At 60.7% G+C, this 4,936-nt stretch carries 3 protein-coding genes and 1 pseudogene; 3 read left to right on the forward strand and 1 reads right to left on the reverse strand.

Features of this window, described 5'->3' with window-relative positions; translation table 11 throughout:
* The first annotated feature begins 183 nt into the window (after positions 1 to 183).
* The 3 genes and pseudogenes from AC1DD5_RS25500 to AC1DD5_RS25510 all read left to right on the forward strand — a co-directional run bounded on the left by AC1DD5_RS25500 (position 184) and on the right by AC1DD5_RS25510 (position 3,175).
* Positions 184 to 855, forward strand: coding sequence for a bifunctional 4-hydroxy-2-oxoglutarate aldolase/2-dehydro-3-deoxy-phosphogluconate aldolase (locus AC1DD5_RS25500; RefSeq protein ID WP_477523106.1), 672 nt, complete (start codon positions 184 to 186; stop codon positions 853 to 855).
* Entirely contained in the window at positions 852 to 1,814 is a 963-nt protein-coding gene (locus AC1DD5_RS25505) for a sugar kinase (protein ID WP_477523107.1), read from the forward strand. Before AC1DD5_RS25500 ends, AC1DD5_RS25505 begins: the two co-directional genes overlap by 4 nt.
* 318 nt (positions 1,815 to 2,132) lie before the next feature.
* Positions 2,133 to 3,175 (forward strand): annotated as a pseudogene (locus AC1DD5_RS25510) (DUF4862 family protein).
* 98 nt (positions 3,176 to 3,273) lie between these two features.
* Here AC1DD5_RS25510 and AC1DD5_RS25515 read toward each other — a convergent pair.
* The gene (locus tag AC1DD5_RS25515; RefSeq protein WP_477523108.1) at positions 3,274 to 3,963 is read right to left on the reverse strand and encodes a hypothetical protein; all 690 of its coding nucleotides are present in this window, start codon (positions 3,961 to 3,963) and stop codon (positions 3,274 to 3,276) included.
* Between the last annotated feature and the right edge of the window lie 973 nt (positions 3,964 to 4,936).

Consider the following 4,936-nt stretch of genomic DNA (forward strand, 5'->3'; position numbering starts at 1 on the left):
CGTCAGCTTCATCGCCACACGGATGTCGCCGGAAACACTGAACCGAGATCTGACCGATCCCGAGGACGCCCGCCCAAACCGGCCCCTGCTCCAAACAACGGTCGTAAATAACCAGCTCTCCGCCACCGACGCCTAGCACCCCAGCGCTCATTGACTGATCACCCCACACCACGAAGGAACATCATGCTCCAGCTCGATACCAAGGAGATTCCCATCCGTCCTGACCTGTCAGCGATGCTCCGCGATACCGGCGTCGTCGCTGTCCTTCGGGCCCGGCACGCACGGGAGTATGCGCCGGTGATCGACGCACTCCAACACGGCGGTGTGCTGAGCATCGAACTGACGCTGAGCACACCAGGCGTCTTCGATGAACTCCCACTGTTGCGGGATCGATTCGGCGACGGTGTGGAAATCGGCGTCGGAACGGTAACTACGGCCGGAGAGGCCGAAACGGCGTTGGACCTCGGCGCTGCGTACATCGTGACCCCCACTACCCAGCCGGAGATCATCGCTGCGTGCGTACAGCGGGACGTCCCAATCTTTGCCGGTGGATTGACGCCCACCGAACTGCATGCCAGCTGGAAACTGGGCGCCACGGCCGTCAAGATCTTCCCCGCATCCGCGGTGGGTCCAGCATATGTTCCGCAACTGCGTGGCCCTTTCCCGGACATCCAAGTGGTTCCCTCCGGCGGGGTAGAGATCCAGGACGTCCCGGCCTGGATCAAAGCCGGAGCCTTGGCGGTCAGCCTGGGAGGCCCGTTGCTGGGTGATGCGTTCAACGGCGGGGACCTCGGTCAGCTGACGGAAAGGGCCCGTCGCCTTCGAGCCCTCGTTGACGAAGCGCGTGCACTGTGAAGCCCGGAACGTATGTAGTCACGTTGGGCGAAACCATGGCCCTCATGGCCGCGGACCAACCGGGACCCTTGGCCCATGTATCAAGCATGAGCCTGGGCATCGGAGGCTCGGAATCAAATGTCGCAATCGGCCTTCAACGCTTGGGCGTCCAATCAGTGTGGTGTGGCAGGGTCGGTGACGATTCCCTGGGCCAACTCGTGGAACGTGAGATCCGGGCAGAAGGCGTGGACGTCCGCATCACTGTTGATCACGAAGCCCCCACCGGCCTGATGATCAAGGAGCGCCGGACCTCCGCCTCCCAAAAAGTCATGTACTACCGCTCAGGCAGCGCAGGTTCCCGTATCACCCCGGACGATGTCGATGAACAACTCATCTCCGGGGCCGCGCTGCTCCACGTCAGCGGCATAACCCCCGCACTGTCACCACAAGCAGCCACAACGCTTCACTATGCCATTGGTACCGCCAGGGCCGCCGGCGTTCCCGTGTCCTTCGACCTGAACTACCGTTCCCGGCTCTGGGACGAAGCAGCCGCTGGAAGCGCTTATCGGGACATCATCGCCTTAGTGGACATTGTCTTTGCCGGCCTTGAGGAAGCTGAACTCGCCGTAGGCGCAGCACCCTACAGCAATGGTCCTGAGATTGCCGCCCGAAAGATCGCAGCGCTGGGCCCAAGCCAGGTAATCATCAAGCTGGGCGCCGCCGGAGCGTTTGCACTCATTGATGGCACCGAATTCTCCCAAGAGGCCGCACGCATCGATGCCGTGGACACCGTCGGCGCCGGCGACGCCTTCGTGGCGGGCTATCTGGCCGAATTGGTTAGCGGAATGGAGCCGCAGAAACGGCTGGAGACCGCAGCAAGTGCCGGCGCATTCGTTTGCCTCGTCCCTGGCGACTGGGAAGGCCTCCCGCGCCGCGAAGAACTGCCGTTGCTGAGGGCCCATGAACCGGTCAGCCGTTGACCAAAATCCTTCTGCCTCCTGGCGCCAGCAGTGAGACGCGCCCTGAGTTTGTTGGACGGAACGGACTGGGACGCCTTCGAATACGGGGCGAAAGATCGGTCCTGGCAAGCGCGCCGCCGGCATCAGCTGGTATGCCTTGGCTGCGGCGGCCAGGCAGTCTTCAAGATGGGTCCCGTGCGGCAACCATGCTTCGCCGCACGGCACCGCCGCGGCTGCCTGATTGCCACAGCATCATGGAGCGCCTTCCGCTACCTGCAGTAAACACCCCCGATTCAGCTCGTCATATCACCCCCCTCCGGTCAAAAACGTGGAGCAACCATGCCTCAACACTACGAACAAAATGCTTTCTTCATCGGAGCGTATGCAGCTGCACCAAGCCTGATTGCGTGGGACCCGGTCGCCGAAGGAAGATTCCTGAAATCAGTTCTGGCGCTGCAAGGCGTCGCTGGCCTGGAAGTTCCGTTCACCGGAGCCCTTCATAAAGACGACGAAGACTGGTTCCTCCAGCAGCTTCCCGAACACGCAGACTATCTCGTGACAACCATCCCCGGAACCATGGCCAGGCTCGGAGCGGACCCGGCATTCGGCCTGGCCTCCACCTCCACAGCGGGCCGCCGGACCGCCATTGGACTCGTCCATGAAGCCCAGCAGGCCGTAACCAGGCTGAATTCACGTGTTGGACGCCCGGCCGTCATCGGGGTGGAAATCCACTCAGCCCCTGTGGCCTCCAGCGGCAAAGCCTCAGCCACCGCTTTGAGCGAGTCCTTGGCCGAGATCTGCTCCTGGGACTGGCAGGGAGCGCGGGTTGTCCTCGACACTGTGACTCCTATATCGCTGGCCAAACGCCCTCAAAGGGCTTCCAGACGCTGGAAGCTGAAGCCGAAGCGGTTCATCGCGCCAATTCATCCGGCGGCACCGTGGGCATGTCCATCAATTGGGGACGTTCCGTCATCGAGCAGCGCCGACCTGAAGCAGCGCTGGAACACATCACGTACCTCCGCGATGCCGGATTGCTGGCAGGAGTCGTTCTTTCCGGCTGCGCCGACGTAGACACACGCTTCGGGCCGGCTTGGGCCGACGTCCACGTCCCCCCGGCTCCTGCCGCATCCGATCCAGGCAAGGAGACGAGTTCACCCGGACCGTTGGACGGAACGCTCGAGCCCCTCTCCCTGATGACAGCCGAGCGAATCCAGGAATGCCTCCTCGCTGCAGGACCGGGAGAAGAGACAGGGTTTCGCGGTCTTAAAGTAGCCGCTGCGCCGAATGCCAGCGTGGAAGAGCGAATATTCACGATTGCTATGAGCTTGGAATTGTCATCCGGCCCGCAAGAAGTCTCCACTCCGAACGCAGGACAGTGGTAACACCTTCGGCATCTGCCGGACAATGACTCGAGCCGGTCCTTTCTCTCCTCCCGGGATGATCATGATTGTTCTGTCCGGCAGCTTGCCGGGCCGATTCTTCACATGCAGCCTGTCGGAACTGTGTCAGGTCGCGAATTTGCGATGAAGCCGAGACCGCTCGTTCCCATGTCTGCGATCGGGTGGCTCCCACTGCCGTCCGAGCCAGACCAGGGCCATGGTTTACGGCCGTCCATGATCAGTCCGAACTCGGCGTGGGTGAGGAACATGATTTCGTCCTCGGCCTTCTCAACGCTGGGCAGCTGCACACCCCGGCATGGATTGCGGGTGATGTAACCCAGCATCTCGGCAGTGTTCATCGAGGCAGAGATGATGCCGTGCACATTCTTGATCGTCTTCGGTGAGCGCCCCTTGGCCATCATCGATTTCACCCAGTATGCGATCATCCGGTAGTCCAGCTTGTCTACAGGCACGTGCCCGATGACCTTCCTCACATGGAGGTCGAGCATGGTCTGATAGGTCTTCACGGTCCCGCTCGAGGGCCGGACCAGCAGGTCGATGTGTTCCTGGATCACTTCGCCGACAGTTGGAATTTTCGCCCTGTTGTCCAGCAGTGCCTGCTGCGCGATTTCGAAAGACTGTCCGTTCGCATCGAGCAACTGTTTCAGAGTTTCGGCCTCGTGCTCGGAGTCGACAGTGATGCCCTGTTGCTTCCGGATCTTGGGGTCGCGCCAGACCACCATGAAGGACGAAGAGCCGTCCTTTTTGACGCGTTTCCGGATACTAGCCACATAAAAATGCTAGATCCGTGCCAACAGATTTGGGGGTTTTGTCAACAGTCAGGGGCCATATAGGCCCCTGACCTGCGACAACACAGTGCCCGAGGTGGGACTCGAACGGGATTCCAGGCTTTGCGAACTCTGGGAAGTTGCGGAAACATACGGAATCCGGGCCAGTCCGATGGCTGTACGGGCCAATCCGGGGCGGAAAGTGTGGACATTGTTCACACTTCTTTTTTGCCCTGTCGCGACCACTCCCGAGGCCGTAACTGGCCATGAAAGTTCGGGCGAAAGCACCATGTTCCCGATGGGCAACAACGCAGCAATTTCCATCAAATCGATTCACCTCCTTTCATATCCTTCATGGCGCGCACGTCCTGAAGTACATGACGGAGATCAGCAACTCGTGTGCCACATCGGAAGCCCGATGCGCTGGTCAGCCAACCGCGGGTTCACTGGATCGAGTGAGGATTTGCCCAGGTGGAGTTCAGCGGAGGTCGGTCCTATAAGGATGCACCGTCCGGTCCAGCGCTCCCGCAGTTCCCAGCCGCGCAAGCCCCCGGAGCTAGGAACCCAGCCGCATGTTTCAGCTCGTAATTCCAGATCCCCCAGTGTGTGACCCCCGAAGCTTGCATGAGGCATTGCTTCAAAGACGTGCAATCAATCGGGACGCCGGCGGCTAGGAGTTTTCGGTGCACTTGTCGTCATTTCGCTTCGTCGCTGCGCCTCATCACGGTGATCGGCTGGCCAAACGTAGACGCCGGCTACGAAGTACCCCGTCCCATGAAGGACGAGACAAGACCATGATGAGGAACCTCGCACCTACGTAAGGTTACTGGCTCTTCACGGTTCGTGGGGAAATGGATTCCCGGGATGAGCGTCATGCCGCCGTCCGGACGGCACTTCTCAAGAGAATAACCGATTTGTAGTTGGCGGCATTGCGGTAGCCGCGGGCGGTTCGCTTGATGTTTTTGATTGCTGTGTT

The sequence above is a fragment of the Paenarthrobacter sp. 10L420 genome (genome assembly GCF_056395385.1).